We start from the raw sequence: 21,115 nt of genomic DNA on the forward strand, positions 1-21,115 counted from the left end.
CATGGTACCGTCTAGTACCATGAGCGGGACGCTGGTGCGGTGGGCGACGAAGCACGGGTTCGCGCGACTGGGCATCAGCGCCGCGGCGCGGAGGGGCGACCCGCAGGCGCGGTTCTTCGTCGACCCCGCCGTCCGCGCCGACCCCTACCCGTTCTACGACAGCATCCGCGCGCAGGGGCCGCTGGTCCGCGGGCGGATCATGTGGGCGACCGCGCGGCACGACGTGGCGTCGGCGGTGCTGCGCAGCGAGGCGTTCGGCGTCGGGTTCAACGACCGGCGGCTGCCGGCGCCGATCGCGCTCATGTGGCGGTTCGGCCGGCGCACCGCCCCGATCGGCCCCGTCGATCCGCCGTCGATGCTCGTCACCGACCCGCCGGACCACACCCGGTACCGGCGGCTGGTCTCGAAGGTCTTCACCGCCCGGGCGATCGAGGCGCTGCGGCCCAGGATCGAGCGGACCGCCGAGGAGCTCCTGGAAGGCCTGGGCCCACGGTTCGACCTGGTGGAGCGGTACGCGGCGCTGCTGCCCGTCACCGTCATCGCCGACATCCTCGGCGTGCCCCTGTCCATGCGCCGGCAGTTCCTCGACTGGGGCACCATGGCCGCGCCGACGCTCGACCTCGGGCTCACCTACCGGCAGTACCGGCGCACCGAGATCGGCATCCGGCAGAGCAACGCGTGGATGCGCGGGCACTTCGAGCGGCTGCGCCGCGACCCCGGCGACGACCTGCTCAGCCAGCTGGTGCACCTCGAGGGCGAGCAGCTCACCGACGACGAGCTGCTCGCCACCGCGGGCCTGCTGCTCGCCGCCGGCTTCGAGACGACGGTCAACCTGCTCGGCACCGGCGCCGCGCTGCTGATGGCCCACCCCGAGCAGCTGCGGCTGCTGCGCGAGGACCCGTCGCGGTGGCGCGGCGCCGTGGAGGAGATGCTGCGGTTCGACTCCCCGGTGCAGAACTCGGCGCGCATCTGCCAGCGGCCCGTGGAGATCGCCGGGACCGAGCTGCAGCCGGGCCACGTGGTCGTGCCGATGCTCGGCGGCGCCAACCGCGACCCCGCCGTCTTCACCGACCCCGGCCGCTTCGACATCACCCGCGCCAACGCCCGCGACCACCTGTCCTTCTCCGGCGGCGTGCACTACTGCCTCGGCGCCGCCCTGGCCAGGCTGGAGGGCGAGGTCGGCCTGCGCACCCTCTTCGACCGCCACCCCGGCCTCACCGTCGCCGGCGAGCCGCGGCGCCGCAAGACGCGGGTGCTGCGCGGGTACGAGTCGCTGCCCGTCGCCGTATCGGTGACCGTCTGACCGCGGGCGCGTCTCCGGCGTGTTTCCGGCGGAACCGTTCCGCCGTATTCTCCGTGCGCCGATGAATTGACCGGCGGCCGAAACAATGCAGACCCGAAATTGTCGTTCCCACATCACACAGCACCCCGAGGATGCGTGCCGAGGGACGACTGTGGGGTGGGCAATTGCGTAAGCGGCCGGTATTCGTCGCATTACTGACACTGGTGGCGGCACTGCTACCCGGTGCGGTGCCGGCCGGCGCCGCGACCCCACCCGGATTCTCCACGCGACTCGTCGTCGGTGAAGGCCTCGACGGCCCGTCGGGATTCGACATCGCCCCCGACGGCCGCGTGTTCATCCTCGAACGCAGCGGCAAGATCAAAATCTTCAAGGACGGCCACCTCCTCCCCGAACCCTTCGCTGACCTGCCCTCGGAGGCGTCCGGCGACCGCGGGCTCATCGGTGTCGCGTTCGATCCCGGGTTCGGTGTCGCCAACCACCACGTGTACTTCTATTACACCGGGCACGACCTGCTGAATCACCTCGTGCGTTTCGACGCATCGGGCGACATCGGCACCGACGGCCCGTACACCATATTTCAGACACATTCGCCGTCGCAGTTGCTGCACGTCGGCGGAAGCATCAGGTTCGGACCCGACGGAAAGCTCTACTTCGCCGTCGGCGACAACGGCTATCCACCGAACGCACAGGATCTGACCAACCCTCACGGCAAAATTCTGCGGATCAACCCGGACGGCACCATTCCACCGGACAACCCATTCGCGGGACAGCCCGGAAAACTCGGTGCGATCTGGGCATACGGTTTCCGCAACCCGTGGCGGTTCCAGTTCGACGGCGCCACCGGCCGGCTCTACGGCGGCGACGTCGGCGACTACACGTGGGAAGAGCTCAACCTCATCGTCAAGGGCGGCAACTACGGCTGGCCGGTCCACGAGGGCCGCTGCGCCGCCGGCTGCGCCGGCTACACCGAGCCGCTGCACGCCTACAACCACGACGGCGGCAGCGGCGCGGTGACCGCCGGCCCGGTCTACCGCGGCGGCCAGTTCCCCGCCGAGTACCAGGGCAGCATGTTCTTCGGCGACTACTCGCGCGGCTTCATCAAGCAGGCGCTGCTCGACGACGCCGGGCAGATCACCCAGGTCCGCGACTTCGACCCTGACGCCGGCAGCGTCGTGGACCTGAAGGTCGCCCCCGACGGCTCGCTGTACTACCTCACGTACTTCCCCGGCCAGCTGTACCAGGTCTCCTACAGCCTCGCCGGCGGCGCGCCCCTCGTGCGCGCGCAGTCCGACAGCACGGGCGGACCGCAGCCGCTCACCGTCCACTTCACCAGCGCCGGCACCAGCGACCCCGACGGCGACGACCTCACGTTCCACTGGGATTTCGGCGACGGCACCGGCAGCACCGCACCGGACCCGGTGAAGACCTACACCGCCGTCGGCGTCTACCCGGTGACGCTGACCGTGTCCGACGGCCGCAGCACCGTCAGGTCCCGGCCGATCGTCGTGCAGGTCGGCTCGCCGCCGACGGTCCGGGTCGCCGCGCCCGCCGACGGCGCCCGCTACGACGCCGGCGAGACGATCACCTACAACGCGTTCGGCACCGACGCCGCCGGCTACGACGTCAGCGACGGCGACATCAAGACCGAGGTGTTCCTGCACCACAACACGCACGTGCACCCGTTCGTCGGGCCGCTCACCGGCCGGGTCGGCACGTTCACGATCCCCGTCACCGGCGAGGCGTCGGCCGACACCTGGTTCGAGATCAAGGTGACCGTCACCGACCGCAACGGGCTCACCAGCACGAAGTCCGTCTTCATCTACCCGCGCACGTCGCTGATGACGTTCACGACCAGCCCGCCGGGCCTCGGCCTGACCCTCGACGGGGTGCCGGTCCCGACCCCGTCCACGGTCCAGGGCGTGACCGGCTTCCGGCGGGAGATCGCCGCGCCGCCGACGACGCGGAGCGCCGACGGCACCGTGTACCACTTCACCGGCTGGTCCGACGGCGGCGCGATCCGGCGCTTCGTCACCACCCCCGCCACCGCCACCACGTGGACCGCGACCTATGCGCCGTCGGCGCCGTTCTTCGGCGAGTACTTCAACAACCAGCAGCTCGACGGCCCGCCCGCGCTGACCCGGCAGGACCCGGCCGTCGACTTCATCTGGTCCGTCGGCCCGCCCGGCCCGGGCGTGAACGCCGACCACTTCTCCGCCCGCTGGTCCAAGACCGAGTTCTTCGCCACCGGCCGGTACCGCTTCACGGTCGCCTCCGACGACGGCGCCCGGCTGTTCATCGACGACCAGGTCGTCATCGACCAGTGGCACGACCAGGGCCCGACCGCCTACGAGTACGTCGCCGACCTCGCCGCCGGGCAGCACAAGGTCCGCATGGAGTTCTACGACAACGTGGTCGACGCGAGCGCGAAGCTGACCTGGGAGACCACGCCGGACCAGCCCCGCGACGCGTTCACCGCCGAGTACTGGAACACCCCCGGAGCCGGCTCCGCGCCGGCCGTCCCGGCGACCGCGCCGCAGCTGCGCCGCGACGAGACGGCCGTCGACCACGACTGGGGCCTCGGATCGCCCGACCCCGTGATCGACGCGGACCACTTCGTCGCGCGGTACACCCGTCCGCTGACGCTGACCGCCGGCTACTACGACTTCGTCACCACGTCCGACGACGGGGTGCGGCTGTGGGTCGACGCCCAGCTGGTCGTCGACCACTGGGGCGACCAGGGCGTCACCGAGTACCGGGCCCGGCTGGCGCTCGGCGGCGGCGCGCACACGATCGTCATGGAGTACTACGAGAACGCCGCCGGCGCCCTCGCCCGGCTCAGCTGGAGCCGCGCCGGTGACCTGCCCCCGGCGCCGCCCTACGAGGCGCGGTACTGGAACACGCCCGGCGCCGGCTCGCAGCCGTCGATCCCCGCGCGGGCGCCGGATCTCGTGCGGGACGAGACCGCGATCGACCACCCGTACGGCGGCGGCGGCCCCGGCGGCGGTATCGACACCGACCACTTCGTCGCCGTGTACACCCGCACCGACGTGCTCCCGTCCGGCCTCTACCGGTTCGCCGGCGCCAGCGACGACGGCATCCGGGTCATCGTCGACGGCGCGGTCGTCCTCGACCGCTGGCGGGAGCAGAACGAGGAGTTCACCGCCGACAAGCTGCTGCTGGGCGGCCCGCACACGATCCGCGTCGAATACTACGAGAACGCCGCCGGCGCCCAGCTGCGGTTCGGCTACCGGCGCGTCGGCGACGTCACCTCACCACCCGGCTGGGACGGCGCCTACTACCGCGGCACCGACCTGACCGGGGCGCCGGCGATGCAACGGCAGGACGCCGCCGTCGACTTCGACTGGGGGCTCGGCTCGCCCGGCCCCGGCGTGCCCGCCGACGGGTTCTCCGCCCGCTGGACCCGCACCGACAACCTCGCCGCCGGCGTCTACACGTTCCGGCTCCTCGCCGACGACGGCGTCCGGCTCCTCGTCGACGGCGTGACCGTCCTCGACGAGTGGCGCGACCAGCCGCCGACCACGTTCGTGGTCCAGCGCAACCTCGCCGAGGGCGCCCACGTGATCGTCGTCGAGTACTACGACAGGGCCGCCGGGGCCATCGCCCGGCTCAGCTACGACAAGACCGCCGACCTGCCGCCACCCACCCCGTGGACGGTGTCCTTCTACGACAACCCGACCGCCACCGGGGAACCCGTCCTGACCCGGCAGGACCTGGCCGTCGACCACGACTGGGGCCTCGGCGCCCCCGCCGAGGGGCTGCCGGCCGACGGGTTCTCCGCCCGCTGGACCAGGACCGACCACCTGCCCGGCGGCACGTACCGCATCACCGCCACCAGTGACGACGGCATCCGCGTCTCGATCGACGGAGCCGTGGTGATCGACGGATGGTCCGACCACCCGCCGACCACGTACACGTTCGAAACCCCGCTGTCCGAAGGCGACCACACGGTCACGGTCGAGTACTTCGACAGCGGTGGCGGCGCACTGGCGCGCTGTTCGGTCATCCGGTTGTGAAGCTCATCGGTCGTATCGAAGGAGATCCCGTGACCCCGAAGGCCACGATCGTCATCCCGTGCAGGCATGAGGAGGACAACGTCGGTCCGCTGATCGCCCGGTTGTCGGCGGTACTGCATGACGCCTCACCCGATGACGCCTCGCTTGACGGCGCCTCACTTGACGGCGCCTCACTTGACGGCGCCTCGCCGTGCGGCGTCGAGCTCCTGTTCGTGGACGACAGCGACAACGAGCACACCGTCGACGCCATCGCGGTCGCCGCCGCCCGCCTGGAGCGCGACGACCTCCGCGTCCGGGTCTTCCACCGCACCGGCGGGCAGCGGACCGGCGGCCTCGCGGGCGCCGTCGTCGACGGGTTCCGGCGGGCCCGCGCACCGAAGGTCCTCGTCATGGACGCCGACCTGCAGCACCCGCCGGAGCTGGTGCCCGCCATGCTGGCCGCTCTCGACGACCACGACCTCGTCATGGCGAGCCGCTACCGGGAGGGCGGCAGCAGCGGCGGCCTCGACGGGCGCCTGCGCCGCCTGGTGTCGACCGGCTCGACGATCCTGGCGCGGGTCGCGTTCCCGTTCGCGCTGCGTGGCGTCACGGACCCCATGACCGGATTCTTCGCGGTGCGGCTGGACAGGATGGACACCGAGAAGCTCCGGTCGCGTGGCTTCAAGATCCTCCTGGAGATCCTCGCGCGGTTCCCCCGCCTCCGCCGCACCGAGCTGCCGCTGCGGTTCGCCGAACGCGTCGCCGGCGCCAGCAAGGGCGACCTGCGCCAGGGACTGCTGTACCTGCGGCAGTTGCCCTGGCTCCGGCTCGTCACCTGGTTCGGCACGCCCGCCGCCCGCTGGGGCGCCCTGCTCGGCACGGTCGCCGCGGCCGCCGCCGCCCTCGCCGTGTCACCGCTGTCCGGCGCCGCGGTCCTCGCCCTGCTCGTGACCGCGGTCGCGCTGTACAACACCGTCGTCGGCGCGCTGGAGGTCCGATGGCGCCTGTACGGCTGGCGCACCCCCGAAGCGGTCGAGCAGATGCGCTGGCCGGCCGCCGTGCCCGACGAGGCGAAGGAGCGCTTCACCATCATCGTGCCGGCGCTCAACGAGGAGTTCGTCATCGCCGGCACCCTACGGCACCTGCTCCAGCAGGACCACGACGACTACGAGATCCTCGTGTCGCTGTGCGAGGGCGACGACGCGACCCTCGCCGAGGTCCGGCGCGTCCAGGCGCTCGACGACCCGCACGGCCGGGTCCGCACCGTCGTCCGCGCGTACACCAGATCCAACAAGCCACGCCAGCTCAACGCCGCGCTCGCCGTCGCCACCGGCACCGTCATCGGGGTCGTCGACGCCGAGGACGACGTCGCGCCGCAGCTGCTCACCCGGGTCAACACCCTGCTCGGCCGCACCGACGCCGACGTCGTGCAGGGCGGCGTACAACTCATGACGCTCGGCACCCGCGTCCGCGACTGGTTCAAGGTCCACAACGTGATGGAGTACTTCTTCTGGTTCACCAGCCGCATGTTCTACCAGGTGCGGACCGGGTTCGTGCCGCTCGGCGGCAACACCGTGTTCATCCGGCGGCGACTGCTCGAACAGGCCGGCGGCTGGCCCGACAACCTCACCGAGGACTGCGCGCTCGGCGTCCTGCTGTGCACCCGGTACGACGCCCGCGTGGTCGCCGCGTACGAACCGGAGCTCGCCACCCGCGAGGAGGTCCCGCAGACCATCGGCGACCGCCGGGCCGGGTCCCTCTTCTGGCAGCGCGTCCGGTGGAACCAGGGCTTCCTCAGCATCCTGCTCGAAGGCCGCTGGGCGACGCTGCCCACCCTGCGGCAGCGCGTCCTCGCCGGGTACATCCTCGCGACACCGTTCCTGCAGGCCTTCTCCGCGTTGCTGCTGCCCCTGTCGATCGCCACGATCCTGTGGCTGAAGGTGCCCGTCGGCGTGGCGATGCTGATGTACGCGCCCTTCGTGCCGATCCTCATCACCCTGGCGACGCAGATCGTCGGGCTGCGCGAGTTCGCCCACGCGTACCGGCAGAAGGTGCTGTGGCGGCACTACCTCTTCCTGCTCGTCGGCTCGCCCGTCTACCAGTGGGTGCTGATGGGCGCGGCGTTCTGGGCCGTGTGGCAGCACGTCGACGGCAACACCACCTGGCACAAGACCGCCCACGGTGGCCACCACCGGCCGCTGGCTCTGGAAGGCGCCGTCGCATGACGCCGGTTCTGGAAATCGAGCGCAGCCCGGTCCGTGGTGCCACTGTCGCCGCCGAGCCGAGCCCGTCGCGCTGGCGCACGCACCGGGCGTCGTTGCTCGTGCTCGCCCCGCTGCTCGTCCTCGCGGGGCTCGTCAACGGGTGGAACCTGCACGGCTGGCCCGGCCGCATCAACGACGACGAGGGCACCTACGTCAACCAGGCCTGGGCGCTGCTCGACCACGGCGCCCTGTCGCACTACACCTACTGGTACGACCATCCCTTCCTCGGCTGGGCGATCATCGCCGGCTACGCCGGCCTCACCGACGGCTTCGACCGCGCCTCCAGCGCCGTCATGGTCGGCCGCGAGGTCATGCTCATCGCCGCGGTGATCAGCTGCGCCCTGCTGTTCCTGCTCGCCAGGCGGCTGCGCCTGAGCCGCGGCTGGGCCGGGGCCGCCGTGTTCCTGTTCGCGGTCAGCCCACTCGCGGTCTACTTCCACCGCATGGTGTTCCTGGACAACCTCGCCACCATGTTCGTCCTCGCCGCGCTCGCCGCCGCCGCGTCACCGCGCCGCAGCGTCGGCGCCGCCCTGTGGAGCGCGATCTGGTTCGCCTCGGCCACCCTGTGCAAGGAGACCATCGTCATCCTCCTGCCGGCCCTGGTCTGGCTGCTCATCCAGCACACCTCCCGGCGGACCCGGGCGTGGAACCTCGGCGTGTTCTCCGTGTCGTTCGCCGTCCTGGTCGCCTCCTACCCGGTGTTCGCGCTGCTGAAGAACGAGCTGCTGCCCGGCGAGGGCCACGTCAGCCTCGGCTGGGCGCTGTGGTGGCAGGTGTTCGGCCGCTCCGGCAGCGGCAGCCTCCTCGACCCGACCTCCGGCACGTCCAGCCTCGCCAGGTCATGGACCGACCTCGACCCGTGGCTCCTGCTGACCGGCGTCGCGCTCATCCCGGTCGGCCTGGCCGTGCGCCGCCTCCGGCCGATCGGGCTGGCCCTGCTCATCCAGGTCGCCATGATGTGCCGCGGCGGCTACCTGCCCTTCGCCTACGTCATCGCCCTGCTGCCCTTCGCGGCCCTGCTCATCGCCGGGGCCGGGGCCCAGCTTTCGGCGCGGCTGCGTGCTCCGTTCGTCGTTGCCGCCGCTGTACTGGCGGCGCTCCTCTTCCTTCCCAGCTGGGCGGCGACCCTGCGTGCGCAGGCATCCTTCGACGGCAGCGCGGACTCCCGCGCCGCGACCCGCTGGGTCGTGGAGCACGTCGACCGGTCCGCGGTCGTCGTCACCGACGACTACATCTGGATGGACCTGAAGCTCGCCGGGTTCACGCACCCCGTCTGGCTCTGGAAGGTCGACACCGACCCGGAGGTGATGACCGAGGTCCTACCGGCCGGCGTGGCCAGCATCGACTACATCGTCATGGCCGACCAGGCCGTCAGCACCCTCGCCGACCTGCCGACCCTGCGCCGGGGAATGGAGTCCTCGACCGAGGTCGCCCGCTTCGGCGACATCATCGTCCGGAAGGTGCACCCGTGAAGTCCCTCCTGCGCATGGCCGGGTTCGGCGCCGTGGGGGCCTCCGGGGTCCTGCCCAACCTGGCGGTCATGTGGCTGCTCGTCGACCACTGGCACCTGCACTACCTGCCGGCCGCGGTGGCCGCGACCGAGGTCGCCATCTGCTGGAACTTCGTCCTCGTCGATTTCGTGGTGTTCCGCGACCGCCGCGGCCGGCACTGGACGGGCCGGCTCGCGCGGTTCGTGGCCCTCAACAACCTCGACCTGGCCGTCCGGCTGCCGCTGCTCGCGCTCCTCGTCTCGTGGGCGGGCGTCGACGAGCTCGCCGCCAATTCGGCGACCCTGGTCCTGGCGTTCGCCCTGCGCTTCGCCGTCACCAACCGCTTCATCTACCGCCCCGCCCCGCTGCCGGAGTCCGCCTGACAGCTGCTGCTCCTCCCTGCTCCGTTGTTCTTTCACCGCTTCGCGGCTCCGTTTCGACACCTGCCGTGCCGCGGCCCCCGGATGCGGATCCGCCGGGTGCTGCGGCATGCTGGTGCCGTGGTCTTCGAACTCGGCACCGACGGCCCGAAGGTCATCGTCGTCGGCGTCGACGGCTCGGACCCGTCCCTGCGGGCCGGTGCCTACGCGGCGGGCCTCGCCCGCAGGCAGGGCGCCCGGCTCGTCGTGGTCTACGTCGCCGGCGCCCCCACCGCGGGCCTCTTCGTCGCCGGCGCGGCCGCCGCCGTCGAACAGGCCATCACCGACGCCACCGAGGACATGCGCCGCCAGGTCGAGGCCGGCTCGGTCCACGCCGGCATCCGCGCCGAGTTCGTCGCCGCCCGCGGCGACCCGTACTCCGAACTCGTCCGCATCGCGACCGAGCTCCGCGCCGACGCGGTGGTCGTCGGCGCCTCCTCCCGACTCGGCCACCGCTTCGTCGGCTCCCTCGCCGTCCGCCTCGTCAAAGCCGGCAAATGGCCCGTCACCGTCGTCCCCTGATGGGGTGGGGACTGTCCTGCGGTGGGGTCAGGCGCGGCGCAGGGTCAGTTCGGTGATCTCGCTCGGGGCGAAGATGCGGAACGGCGGGCCCCAGAAGCCGGTGCCGCGGCTGGTGTAGAGCTGGGTGCGCTCGCCGTGGCGGGTCAGGCCCTGCACGACCGGCTGGTCGAGGCGCACCAGGTAGTGGAACGGCCACATCTGGCCGCCGTGGGTGTGGCCGGACAGTTGCAGGTCGATGCCGTGCGCGACGGCGTCGTCGACCTGCTTCGGCTGGTGGGCCAGCAGCAGGACGGGCAGGTCGGGGTCGGCGCCGGAGAGGGCCGTCGCGTGGTCGGCGCGGTGCCCCTGCAGGCCGGTGCCGGCGGCGGTACGGTCGTCGACGCCGGCCACGACGAGGCGGTCGCCGCCGCGCTCGACGACCAGGTGCCGGTTGTGCAGGGCCTCCCAGCCGAGCTCGCCCATGCGCTGCAGCCAGCCCTCGGCCTCGCCGTAGTACTCGTGGTTGCCCGTGACGTAGACGCGGGCGTAGCGGGCCTTGACGTCGCCGAGCGGGGCGGCCTGCTCGGTGCGCTGCGCGACGGTGCCGTCGGCGATGTCGCCGGTGTGGGCCACGATGTCGGCGTCCAGGGAGTTGACGACCTCGGTGACACCGCGGGACCAGCGGACCCGGTCGATCGGGCCGTAGTGCGTGTCGGTGAGCAGGACGACCTTCAGCCCGTCCAGCCCGGCGCCGAGGCGGGGGATCGCGACCTCGACCCGGCGGACCCGCGGCACCTTCATCGCCTCGACGTAGCCCCACAGCAGCAGGCCGACGGCGACGACCCCGGTGAAGCCGGCGACGAGCCTGGAGCGCAGCGGGTCGCCGACGCCGCCGGCGAGCAGGCCCAGGCGCAGCAGGTCGCCGGCGACGGCCCACACGAAGAGCTGCCACACCACGCCGAGGGCGGTGTCCGCGATCCGCGACGCCCAGTCCAGATGGCGGCGGCCGTGGCCGAGCATCATCAGCACGGGGAACGCGACGGCGGCGCCGGCGAACACGACGGTGCCGGCGACGCGGACGCCGACGGGCCACGCGTTGCCGGACAGCACCAGCGACCACCACGGCACGCCGAAGAGCAGCGCCAGCACGGTGGTGAGCGTCAACGCGAACAGCACGGGGCGCAGCAGCGACCGGCGCCGCGCGACTGGGACCGCTTCAGTGGTAGCCACGCTTCAGCATGGCACGCAGTGCCACCCCGCGACCAAGGCGATCCTGTGATCCGTCACAGGCCACGAGGCTACTGGTATTTACGGACCGAATTGTCCCGGTTTGACGCACCCGGGGTGGCCTCCCAGTGGCGGCGCAGCACCTCCAGCTCGTGCCGCCGCTGCTCGGTCACGTCGCGCATCGTGATCACCAGGCCGCGGACGAGGCGGTCGTCGCGCAGGTCGCGGAAGTGGACCTCGACCAGCACCCGGGTGCCGTCGGGGCGGCGCAGGCTCCACGTGTCGCGGGTGCCGTCCCGCCCGCCGAGCAGCGCCACGCCCAGCGTCGCGTCGACCTGGTCCCGGTCGTCCGGCGCCATGATCTCCCGCAGCGTCGCGAACGGCGTCGGCCAGATCCCCAGCAGGTCCGTCACCGACGGGCTCGTGTACCGGATCCGCTCGTCGTCGTCCAGGACGATCACGACGTCGTTGGTGTGCTCGGCGACGGCCCTCAGGTAGTCGTCGCTGTCGCGCCGGCTCGCGGCCTCGGTGAGCGCGATCCGGGCGAGCGCGAGCGCCGCCTGGCCGGCGAGCACGGTCACCGCGTCCTGCACGGTCCGCAGGTCCTTGCGGTCGGCGGCGATGTAGAGCACGGCCGCGTCGAGCGGGCAGACCAGTACGTCGCCGAACTCGCCGAGCCGCTCCTGCCACAGCGGCGGCGTCGCGCCGACCGGCACGATCCGCGGCGCGGACAGCTCGTTGAGCGGCAGCAGGTCGGTGAGGCTGGAGTCGACGACGATGATGTGCGGCGTGTCGGCCGGCAGCAGCTCCCGGACCGCGGTCCGCACGGCGACGGCGACCGCGGCCGCGTCGGTGACGCTGACCAGGACCGTGCCCGCGTGCCGCAGGGTCCGCTCCCGGCGCAGCCCGTCCGCGTGGTGCTGGACGGCGTCGTTGAGCCTGGTGACGAGCAGTGCGAGGGTGATGCCGGAGACCGCCGCGATCATCGGGCCGTCCCGCACGGTGCCGGTCAGCGCCTGCACCAGCAGGACCAGCGGCGCGAACGCGACGGCACCGAGCAGCCACGGCATGCCGAGCCCGCGGTCGGGGGTGTCCGCCGCCGCGGGGGCGGGCGGGGGAGCGGTGAGCCGGGCCATCGACGGCAGCAGCGCCGCCGCGCCCCAGCACGCGTAGAGCGCGACGTACGCGGCGTCGGCGGGTCCGCCGGGCGCCAGCCCGTCGCGGGACTGGGCGAGGCCGTACGCCACGTCACCGACGAGCATCCCGGCGGCGCCGACGGTGAGCAGGATCGCGGACGGGTTGCGCGGCGCGGCCCTGGTCAGCCGGACCGTCACGACCAGGACGACGACGTCGCCGAGCGTGTACGCCGCCTGGATCGACCACTCGGTCCCGGTCATGCCGTCGGCGGCGAGCCTGGGGCCGACGATGAACACCCAGCCGGCGAGCAGCGCGGCGCTGGCGAGGGCGAGCAGGTCGAGCAGACCGGCCCGGCCGCCGAGCGTCGACGAGGCACGGGTCAGCCCGATCAGCGCGACCGCCACGAACGGGAACATCGCCAGGTAGCACAGGTCGGCGAGGGGTGGCGGGTCGGCGCCCGCGACGAGCCCGAAGAGGAAGTCGCCCGCCGTCATCGCCACGAGCGCGGCGGCGAGCGCCCACCACGGCCCGGGGCGCTGCGGCCGGATCCGGCGTACCCCCAGCACCACGGCCCCGGCGGCGCACAGGCCGATCCCGGCCCAGGCGACGGAGTCGAGCTCGGGCGCGATGAACAGCGTGCCGGCCAGCGCCGCCATCAGCGCGCCGTACACCGCGGCGACCAGGATCTGCCGTCTGCCCATCGACATCCTTACCGTATGTATCGTCCTCTATACCACACTGTGGTTGACCGGACCTAGGCCCCGATGGTCGGCGAGCAGCTGCGGCGCCACCCACTCGCGCCGCCCGCGCGCCTCCTCGCCGACGATGCCGCGGCTGGGCATCTCGGCGAGCAGCAGCACGAAGAACTGCATCCGGTACAGCATCAGCCGCAGCCGCTGCGACGGCGTGAACGTGAACGGCGTGGCGCCGTAGTACCCGCGCAGCACCGGGTGTTCGGGCAGCTCCTCCATCCGCCGGCCGAGCGCGGTGGACACGAAGTCGTACAGCGGGTCGCCCCAGAAGTACCGCTCCCCGTCGACCAGTCCGGTGAGCCGGCGGGTGGCGCCGTCGGCCTCGCACAGCACGTTGCCGTCCCACAGGTCGAAGTGCACCAGCGCGGGCCGCGTGACCTCGTCGAGGACGCCGGTGTGCCGCTCGATCGTGGCGAGCACCTCGGCGGCCGGCACCGGCAGCTCCACCTCCCAGTCGGCGGCGTCGGCGAGCAGGTCGGCGGTCATCGCGGTGAACGCCGCCGACCACGTCGGCCCCGCCGCCCGCCCGGCGCCCTCGTAGCCGAAGTGCGGCCCGGTCACCCCGTGCAGGTGCCGCAGCGCGACCCCGAGCTGCTCGCGCACGGTTTCGTCGGAGGCCCTGTCGGAGGTCCCGTCCGGCAGCTCGGTCAGCGGGCGGCCCGGCAGCAGCCCGACGACCACCACCTCGTCGTCCGCGTACAGCACCGGCGGCACCGGGACGTGCGGCGCGTTCGCCGCCACCGTCCGGTAGTAGCGCGCCTCGGCCGCGATGACGCCGCGCTCGTACCGCAGCAGCGGCACCTCCGGCGGCGGCCCGACCTTCGCCACCACGTCCCGCCCGTCGTCCAGCGTCGCCCGCCACACCGCGGCGAACGTCCCGCCGCTCAACGGTCCACAGTGGACGACGGTCAGCCCGGCCCGCTGGTTGAGCAGCGTGGTCACGTCGTCGGCGGTGAGAAGGCGCTGGGTGGGGCTGGGGGCATGGGGCACCCCAACACTCTAGGTGAGCGCGGTGTCGTGATCAACGCGTGATCAACATAGGCGTTAATCATTGCATCTGTTAAATCCTGTATTGACAGACATTGGGGGTGGTGTAGACGACCTTGCAGGCCATAGCGTGCACGAAACGCCTGACTCAATGGGGAGGCCAAGTGAGGAAAAGGCTAGCGAGTTTCGCTGTCGCCGGATTGGTGGGTGCGGCTCTGGTGGCGCTGCCACAGAGTCCCGCCGCGGCGGCACCGTCCAAGGAGCTGAGCGACGGCATCAAACGCCAGCTCGCCGCGGGGGTCCAGGTCGTACCGAAGCAGCAGTCCACGCTGAAGGCCCCGGCCAACGCCGTCAACCCCTACACCGCCCTGCTGAAGGATCCCGGCAAGGTCGACAAGTACTACTGGTCCGAGGTGGCCAAGCAGCAGGCGGCCGCACGGGCCAACCTGAAGAAGAACTCGCTGACGGCGGCGGCGACGTCGCCGTTGCTGCACGACGAGGCCGAGCCGCGCGGGACGTTCGGGTCCAACGACAGCCACGCCACGGCGGAGCTGGTCAAGGGCTTCGGCACCGGCAAGAAGCTGAACAACCGGGCCCGCGTGCTCGGGCAGCTGTCGCCGGAGACGGTCAGCCCGAGCACGGTCTCCGCGCCGGCCGAGGACAACGGGGCCATCCCGATCGCCTCGGACCTGCTGCTCGGCGCCGGCCGCCGGGGCGTCTCGACCAGCGGCGACATCGGCGACGGCCCGCACGGCAGCGCCGGCGACGACACCGGTGACTTCGACTTCATCAAGGTGACCGCGCTCGCCGGGCAGCAGCTGATCGCCGGCACGGACACGCCGAGCGGGCCGCTGGACACCGTCATCGGCCTGTACGACGCGGCCGGCGTGCTCGTCGGCACCGACGACGACGGCGGGCCGGGGCTGGACAGCCTGCTGGACTTCACGTTCACCACGTCCGGCACCTACTACCTGCTCATCTCCGGCTTCGGCACCGGCACGGTGTTCCCCGCCGACCCGTTCGACTCCGGCAGCGGGCTCGGGTCGGGCAGCGAGGGCCCGTACCTGCTCACCGCCACGCTCGCCTTCCCCGACCGTGACTTCTACGCCGTCGACCTGCTCGCCGGCGACGTCCTCGGCGGTTCGGTGACCGGCGTCGGCACCCGGCTGACCGTCCGCGACCCGTCCGGCCGGATCGTCTTCGGCTCCGAGCAGGACGCCAGCTTCATCTACGCGCCCAGCTCCCCGCTGCCCGGCGGTGGCAACGCGGTCGTGTCGCAGGTCGCGGCGACCTCCGGCCGGTTCACCGTGGAGGTGGGCGGCGGCGCCGGCCTGTACGACATCACGCTCGAGGCCTATCGCCCCGGCCCCGAGGCGCAGGACAACGGCACCGTCCAGACGCTCTTCCTGGACTTCGACGGCGCCCGGATCAACACCGCCATCTTCGGCGGGCCCGGGGTGCGCACCCTGTCGCCGCTCGCCGGGTTCCTCGGCAAGTGGGGGCTGACCGCCGCCGACGAGAACAAGGTGATCAACGAGGTCATCGCGGCGGTGAAGGAGAACATCGTCACCGACATGAAGGAGCGCGGCACCGACCCGCGCTTCGGGCTGAAGATCCTCAACAGCCGCGACAACCCGGACCCGTTCGGCCAGCCGAACGTGCACCGCATCGTCGTCGGCGGCACGATCGCCGAGTCGGGCATCGACACCATCGGCATCGCGCAGTTCATCGACCCGGGCAACTACGCCAACGAGGACAGCGCGATCGTCCTGCTGGACGTCCTCAGTGACCCGAGCGGTGCGGCGTCGCTCAACACGTACATCACCCCGGCCAGCAACAAGATCAAGTTCATCGGCCGGGCGCTGGGCAACGTCATCACCCACGAGGCGGGCCACCTCTACGGCAACTTCCACACCGACCCGCTGAACTCCACCCCCAACCTCATGGACGCCGGCGGCGCGTTCCCCGGCCTCTTCGGGGTCGGCCCGGACAACATCGGTGGCACCGCGGACGACTTCGACTACGACTTCGGCGACGACCAGTTCTACCCGGACGAGGGTCTGGTCGGCGTCGAGGACACCCTGAACACCGCGGCCTGGGGCCTCACCAAGGGCAAGGCCAAGTGACGCGGTAGACAGCGCACCGCAGGAAGGTCCGCGTCCACGGCGGGGTTCTCCCCATCGTGGACGCGGACCCGGACATCGTGGTGATCGGCGCCGGTCAGGCGGGCCTGTCGGCCGCCTATCACCTGCGCCGGCTCGGCCTGGACCACGTCGTGCTCGACGCCGACGCCGCACCGGGCGGCGCCTGGCAGCACCGCTCGCCGTCCCTCGAGGCGTCGTCGCTGCACCGGATCTTCGACCTGCCGGGCCTGCCGTTCTCCGCGCCGCCGTCCGGCTCGGCCGCTGCCGTGGTCTCCGCGTACTTCGCCGACTACGAGCGACGGTTCGGACTCGACGTGCGGCGGCCGGTGCGGGTCCTCTCGGTGTCGCGCCCGTCCTCTGCTTCGCGTTTCGTCGTCGGTACGACCGGCGCCTCGTTCCACGCACGTGCCGTCGTCAACGCCACCGGCACCTGGACGCGGCCCTACCTCCCCACCTATCCGGGCACCTTCGCCGGGCGGCAACTGCACTACGCGGAGTACCGCGGCCCGGCCGAGTTCGCCGGCCGGCGGGTCATCGTCGTCGGCGGCGGCAACTCCGCGATCCACGTCCTCTCCGAGCTGCCGGGCGTCGCCGCCTCGGTCCGCTGGGTGACCCGCCGACCGCCCGTGTTCCACGACGGCGAGTTCACCGAGGACCACGGCCGCGCGGTGATCGCCGAGGTCACCGCCCGGGTCACGGCCGGCCTGCCCCCGGCGAGCGTCGTGAGCGTGACCGGCCTCGGGTACACCACCCTCGTCCGCGCCGCCGTCGCGAAGGGCGCCCTGGACCGGCACCCGATGTTCGACCGTCTCGTCCCCACCGGCGCCATGTGGGGCACCACCTTCGAACCCGCCGACGTCATCATCTGGGCCACCGGCTTCCGCGCCGCCCTCACCCACCTGGCCCCGCTCCACCTGCGCGAACCGGGCGGCGGCATCCGCATGGACGGCACCGCCACCGTCCGCGAGCCCCTCGTCCACCTCATCGGCTACGGCCCCTCCGCCAGCACCGTCGGCGCCAACCGCGCCGGCCGCGCCGCCGCCCGCTCCCTCGCCGCTGTAGTTCCGCCCCGCCGTGCCAGCGGTGGGGCGGACGCACAGCATCCTGGCCGCTCGCAGCCGGCGGGCTTACAGCGACCGGGGTGGGGCGATGGAGGCGCGGGAGCGCAGGGGCATGTCGACCAGGCGGGTGCCGGGGGTGCGGTCCGGGTCCAAAAGAAGCTCGACGGCGCGGCGGCCGAGCTCGAAGTGGGGGAGGGCGACCGACGTCAGCTGCGGCCGCAGCCACGACGCCAGGTCCGAGTCGTCGAAGGCGACCACCGACAGGTCCTCCGGGATCCGTAGCCCGGCGGAGGCGGCGGCCTGGTAGGCGCCCATGGCGAGCCGGTCGTTGAGGCAGATCAGGGCCGTCATGGGAGGCCCGCCGGCGAGGAGGGCGCGGACGGCCTCGTACGCGGGCTCCGGCCACCACGGGCACTCGATCGTCCCCGCGACGCGCAGGCCGGCGGCGGCGAGGGTCTCGTCGATGCCGGTGCGGCGGTGGCGGGCGGCGTACACGTGGGTGGCCGGTTCGCCGAGGATGTGGATGCCGCCGGTGTGGCCGGCGGCCAGGAGCGCCGATGCGGCCGAGCGCCCCGCGGCGAGCTCGTCGGGGACGACACTGACGGCGCGGCGGCCGCCGGTGACGCAGTTGACGAGCACGACGGGATGGCCGCGCAGGGCCGACGGGATGCGGATCTCGCGGGTGTACATCGCAGCGTAGAGAAAGCCGTCGACGCCACGGTCGAGCATGTCCTGGACGAGCCGCTTCTCGGTGGCGGGGTCGCCCTCGGTCTCGCCGATGAAGATCAGGTGCTGGCGGGCCAGGGCGGTGGCGGTGCTACCGCGGATGATCTCGCCGGCGAACGCGTCGGTGGCGATCGTGTCCGACACGAGGCCGATGGTCTGCGTGACGCGGGTGCGCAGGCTGCGGGCGGTCAGGTTGGGCCGGTAGTCCAGCTCGCGGGCGGCGCGCAGCACGCGCTGCTCGGCGTCGGCGGAGATGCGCATGTCGCGGCGGCCGGTGAGCACGAACGAGGCGGTCGTGCGCGAGACACCGGCCCGCCGCGCGACGTCCAGCAGCGTCACCCGCCCGGCGGTCATCGGCCCCCGTCCAAACGACAATCCCCTCCAGAACAGCGCAGCCCAGGACCAGTCTGCCGCACGGGAGCCCACGGCCTTGACCGATGTCACCGGCCGGAGCGAGGGCGGAGCGGCAGTCCGGGGTGCCGCGATCAGACGGCTTTGCTTCCGTTGCCCTTCAACGTGCGGCTGATCTTCTTCGGCAGCAGCACGAAGCAGTGCGCGCTGTGGTTGCCGGCGCTCCACTCCTGCGAGTTCGCGGCGACCAGGGGGTACCAGTAGCTCGCCTTGGCGTTCGCGAGCGGGTTGATGCCGCCGCCCGTGTAGCTGCGGATCTGGTCGACGCACGCCGTGTCGAACGCCGCCTTCGACGCGTCCCTGCTGTTCGGGTACGCGCCGGTGCCGGACTTCGGGGCGAGGAGCCCCATGAACTCCGCGTCGTGGGGCGCGGTGCAGGCCACCGGCGTCAGGTCGCTCCAGCTGTCGATGCTGCCGACGAGGGTCATGCACCCGTACAGCCGCTCGCTGCCGGCCTGCATGCTGCCCTGCAACGACGCGGTCCGCTCCTCGAGGTAGCCGTCGTGGCTCTTCAGCGACGCCACGTCGCACCGGAAGAACCTCGCGCCGCCCCGCCACTGGGTGGTGGTCGGCGGGTACACGAGCAGCCGCGCCCTGCCGAGCTTCCAGGACCCGCCGAGGAACTTCGTGACCTCGGCCTCGCACGCGGCGTAGGTGTCGGCCATCTTGTCCAGCGTCGGCGGCGTTTCGGCGTCGGCCGTGGCACCCGTGAAGTGCCCGACGTGCACGGTCTCGCCCATGTGCGGGCCGCCGCACGGCGCCGCGACCGTGGCGATCGGCACCGTCACGATGTCGTCGACGGTGGGGGTCGAGGTGGTCCAGCAGTCGCCGGCCTTCGGCTCGGGCACCTTCGCCTCGGGGATCATGGCCCACCCGTTGACGAGGTCCTTGTCGACCCCGGCCGGCACGCTGGCCGTACAACCCGTCACGGCCGCCAGCAGTACCACCGCGACAGCCGCCATCTTCGATCGCACCACGTCTTTGCCTCCCCCGCGAACGCGCGCGGTGGGCATTTTGTCAGTAGCCGATCAATCCCACAAGCGGAAACAATCGTGCCGCGGGAGCGGGAACCCACCGGCGGCCGCGGACAGGTACAGGTGTGACAGCTGAACTGCGGGTCCGGATCCGGGCCGGGGACGCCGACGCCTTCGGCGCGCTCTTCGACGAGCACGCCGACGCGGTCCACCGGCACGCCGTGTGGAGCACCGGCGACGCCGCACACGCCGAGGACGTGGTGTCGCTGACGTTCCTGGAGGCGTGGCGGATCCGCGCGACCCTGCACCCCGACGGCGGCAGCCTGCGGCCGTGGCTGCTCGGCATCGCGACCAACGTGCTGCGCAACCGCCGGCGCGCCGCACGCCGCCACCGGGACGCGCTGCGCCGGCTCCCGCCGCGCGACACCGTCCCGGACTTCGCCGACGAGGTGATCGCCCGGATGCACGACGCCGACCAGCTGGCCGCCGCGATGGCGGCCCTGCGGGCGCTGAGCCGCGCGGACCGGGAGGTGTTCCTGCTCTGCGTGTGGTCGGAGCTGGACTACGCGTCGGCGGCCGAGGCCCTCGGCGTCCCCGTCGGGACCGTGCGCTCCCGGCTGTCACGGGCCAGGACCCGGCTGCGGGCCCTGACACAGCAGCCGGACTCCGTCGAGCAGGGAGAGCACCGTTGAACGACCCGACCGCCCCCGCCGCCCCGCCCGTGGCGGCCCTGCCGGCGGCGCGCCGGCACGCACTGCGGCACCACCTGGTGACCGAGATCCGGCGACCGGCCCGGCGCTCCCGGCGGACGCTGGTGCTCGTGCCGGCGGTCGTGCTCGCCGTCGCCCTCACCGCCGGGGTCGTCGTCCAGGCGTTGTCGCCGGTCAGCGCGCCGCTGGTGGTGACCGTCGCCCAGGGCGACCACGGCGGCGCGATGCTGCTGCTGCAGCAGATGGCCGCGGCGGCGGCCGGCGAGCCGGACCTCCCGGCGGGCGGCGGCGAGTACCTCTACGTCAAGAGCCAGGTCGCGTACTCGGAGGTGGGTGACGGCCCGGCCCGGCTCCAGCCGGTGCACGTACGGGAGATCTGGATCCCGCTGCTGCACCGCGGCGACGGCCAGGTCCGGCAGCCGTTCTACGACCTGCCGCTCCTCGGCGCCATCCCGACGACGCGGAAGCTGCCGGACATGACACCCAACGCGCAGATCGTCGACCTGCCCGCCGACCCCGACGAGCTGCTGGCGAAGCTCTACCGGGAGCGCGCGGGGCAGGGCAACAACCCTCAGGCCGAGGCGTTCACCGCGATCGGCGACGTCCTGCACGAGTCACTCGTCCCGCCGCAGATCAGGGCCGCACTCTACCGGGCCGCGGCGAAGATCCCCGGCGTCGAGGTGGTCCGCGGGGTCACCGACGCGGCCGGCCGCCCAGGCATCGCCGTCGCGCACACCGACCGCAACTGGCGCCACGAATGGATCTTCGACGAGCGCACCTTCGACTACCTGGGCGAGCGCAGCTACCTCGTGAAGGACACCCCCGACGGCCCAGCCGGCACGGTGCTGGGCACGTCGGCCGTCACCCAGCGCGCCGTCGTCCCCAGCCTCGGCGCCCGCCCGAAGCGCTAGTTCCCTGACCGCCAGGGCTCGCTCGAGGCCGAGCAGCGTCGGCCCGTGGAAGATCGCGAACAGTACCTGCGACATCAGCAGGACC

At 72.4% G+C, this 21,115-nt stretch carries 14 protein-coding genes and 1 pseudogene; 10 read left to right on the top strand and 5 right to left on the bottom strand.

Translation table 11 applies throughout. The features are described 5' to 3' along the window. Window positions 1-19: 19 nt before the first annotated feature. The 6 genes from ACFY3L_RS18435 (at window position 20) to ACFY3L_RS18460 (ending at window position 10,011) form a co-directional block, all read left to right on the top strand. Complete coding sequence (locus tag ACFY3L_RS18435) at window positions 20-1,303, top strand: cytochrome P450 (protein ID WP_389324837.1); 1,284 nt, start codon at window positions 20-22, stop codon at window positions 1,301-1,303. Window positions 1,304-1,506: 203 nt separating this feature from the next. Next, a complete protein-coding gene (locus ACFY3L_RS18440) occupies window positions 1,507-5,337 on the top strand; it encodes a PA14 domain-containing protein (protein ID WP_389324840.1) in 3,831 nt (1,276 codons plus the stop codon). A gap of 29 nt (window positions 5,338-5,366) precedes the next feature. Then, window positions 5,367-7,541 carry a glycosyltransferase gene (locus ACFY3L_RS18445; protein WP_389324843.1) on the top strand — a complete coding sequence of 725 codons (2,175 nt, stop codon included), beginning with the start codon at window positions 5,367-5,369 and terminating at the stop codon, window positions 7,539-7,541. Then, window positions 7,538-9,052 carry a glycosyltransferase family 39 protein gene (locus ACFY3L_RS18450; protein ID WP_389324845.1) on the top strand — a complete coding sequence of 505 codons (1,515 nt, stop codon included), beginning with the start codon at window positions 7,538-7,540 and terminating at the stop codon, window positions 9,050-9,052. The genes ACFY3L_RS18445 and ACFY3L_RS18450 overlap by 4 nt, the downstream gene beginning before the upstream one ends. Next, window positions 9,049-9,453 (top strand): GtrA family protein, encoded by a 405-nt coding sequence (locus tag ACFY3L_RS18455; RefSeq protein ID WP_389324848.1) that lies wholly within the window; start codon window positions 9,049-9,051, stop codon window positions 9,451-9,453. Before ACFY3L_RS18450 ends, ACFY3L_RS18455 begins: the two co-directional genes overlap by 4 nt. A gap of 117 nt (window positions 9,454-9,570) precedes the next feature. Then, window positions 9,571-10,011: a universal stress protein gene (locus ACFY3L_RS18460; RefSeq protein ID WP_389324851.1), complete on the top strand. Its 441-nt coding sequence runs from the start codon at window positions 9,571-9,573 to the stop codon at window positions 10,009-10,011. A 27-nt stretch (window positions 10,012-10,038) separates the two neighbouring features. Here ACFY3L_RS18460 and ACFY3L_RS18465 read toward each other — a convergent pair whose 3' ends face one another. The 3 genes from ACFY3L_RS18465 to ACFY3L_RS18475 form a co-directional block, all read right to left on the bottom strand. Beyond that, window positions 10,039-11,220, bottom strand: a complete 1,182-nt coding sequence (locus ACFY3L_RS18465; RefSeq protein WP_389324854.1) for a metallophosphoesterase — start codon at window positions 11,218-11,220, stop codon at window positions 10,039-10,041. Window positions 11,221-11,288: 68 nt separating this feature from the next. Then, window positions 11,289-13,055 (bottom strand): PAS domain S-box protein, encoded by a 1,767-nt coding sequence (locus ACFY3L_RS18470; protein ID WP_389324857.1) that lies wholly within the window; start codon window positions 13,053-13,055, stop codon window positions 11,289-11,291. Window positions 13,056-13,082: 27 nt separating this feature from the next. Continuing rightward, window positions 13,083-14,096: a phosphotransferase family protein gene (locus ACFY3L_RS18475; RefSeq protein ID WP_389324860.1), complete on the bottom strand. Its 1,014-nt coding sequence runs from the start codon at window positions 14,094-14,096 to the stop codon at window positions 13,083-13,085. 215 nt (window positions 14,097-14,311) lie between these two features. On the opposite strand from ACFY3L_RS18475, the gene ACFY3L_RS18480 reads away from it, so the two are divergent. Then, window positions 14,312-16,219 (top strand): hypothetical protein, encoded by a 1,908-nt coding sequence (locus ACFY3L_RS18480; protein WP_389324863.1) that lies wholly within the window; start codon window positions 14,312-14,314, stop codon window positions 16,217-16,219. A gap of 56 nt (window positions 16,220-16,275) precedes the next feature. Further along, window positions 16,276-17,214 (top strand): annotated as a pseudogene (locus tag ACFY3L_RS18485) (FAD-dependent oxidoreductase); the annotation flags it as partial. A gap of 150 nt (window positions 17,215-17,364) precedes the next feature. Here the strand turns inward: ACFY3L_RS18485 and ACFY3L_RS18490 are convergent. Next, a complete protein-coding gene (locus ACFY3L_RS18490) occupies window positions 17,365-18,378 on the bottom strand; it encodes a LacI family DNA-binding transcriptional regulator (RefSeq protein WP_389324866.1) in 1,014 nt (337 codons plus the stop codon). Between the two features lie 131 nt (window positions 18,379-18,509). Beyond that, window positions 18,510-19,412, bottom strand: a complete 903-nt coding sequence (locus ACFY3L_RS18495) for a septum formation family protein (RefSeq protein ID WP_389324869.1) — start codon at window positions 19,410-19,412, stop codon at window positions 18,510-18,512. A 122-nt stretch (window positions 19,413-19,534) separates the two neighbouring features. Between ACFY3L_RS18495 and ACFY3L_RS18500 the strand changes: the two genes are divergently transcribed. After that, a complete protein-coding gene (locus ACFY3L_RS18500; RefSeq protein ID WP_389324872.1) occupies window positions 19,535-20,101 on the top strand; it encodes an RNA polymerase sigma factor in 567 nt (188 codons plus the stop codon). Next, the gene (locus ACFY3L_RS18505) at window positions 20,098-21,030 is read left to right on the top strand and encodes a CU044_5270 family protein (RefSeq protein ID WP_389324875.1); all 933 of its coding nucleotides are present in this window, start codon (window positions 20,098-20,100) and stop codon (window positions 21,028-21,030) included. Before ACFY3L_RS18500 ends, ACFY3L_RS18505 begins: the two co-directional genes overlap by 4 nt. Window positions 21,031-21,115 lie beyond the last annotated feature (85 nt).

Origin of the sequence: Dactylosporangium sp. NPDC000521, from assembly GCF_042898305.1 — a bacterium.
Taxonomy (GTDB): Bacteria; Actinomycetota; Actinomycetes; order Mycobacteriales; family Micromonosporaceae; genus Dactylosporangium.